Source organism: Bradyrhizobium genosp. SA-3 (assembly GCF_004212635.1).
In the GTDB taxonomy this organism is placed as follows: domain Bacteria; phylum Pseudomonadota; class Alphaproteobacteria; order Rhizobiales; family Xanthobacteraceae; genus Bradyrhizobium.
The window spans coordinates 1-586 of record NZ_PSRT01000344.1; the positions used below are offsets into that span (position 1 = coordinate 1).

The 586-nt window shown below is 63.7% G+C and carries 1 pseudogene; it reads left to right on the forward strand.

Features of this window, described 5'->3' with window-relative positions:
• Positions 1 to 362: pseudogene (locus CWO91_RS42395) on the forward strand (alkaline phosphatase family protein); the annotation flags it as partial.
• Positions 363 to 586: the final 224 nt, after the last annotated feature.

Below are 586 nucleotides of genomic sequence, written 5' to 3' on the forward strand. Positions count from 1 at the left end.
GCAGCTTCAGCCGCGGCGACACCATGAACTTCATGGCCGCCATCGGTCCGGACTTCAAAGCCGGTTATGTCGACGAGATCCCGGTCAGTAATGCCGACGTCGGCATGACCGCTGCCCGGCTCATGGACCTGCGCGGCCCGCAGAATGGCGGTCTCGTCGGCCGCGTGATGTCGGAGGCCATGCCCAACGGCACGGTGCCGAAGGCCTATGCCGGCACGATGAAGTCAAAACCGGCCGAGGGTGGCCTGCTGACCGTGCTGAACTTCCAGCGCGTCGGCAGCCAGCGCTATTTCGATGCCGCCGGCTTCCCCGGCCGCACGCTCGGGCTCGAGGGCGGCAAACAAAAAACGGCGGGGAAGTAGCCTCGCCGCTTCATCACGTCCTCGATTGAGACGCCTAAATTTACATGCCCAAATCTTACATGCCGATGTCGAACACGTTCGGCAATTGGCCAGCCAGAGGCAGCGCGGTGGCGCCCAGGAAGGTCGCCACCATCGCCATCAGGCGACGGTTGTTCTGGCGCTTGCCGCGCATCTGGCCGGCGATCCACTCCAGCATCTCACTGTTGACCTTGGAGGCATAGGAC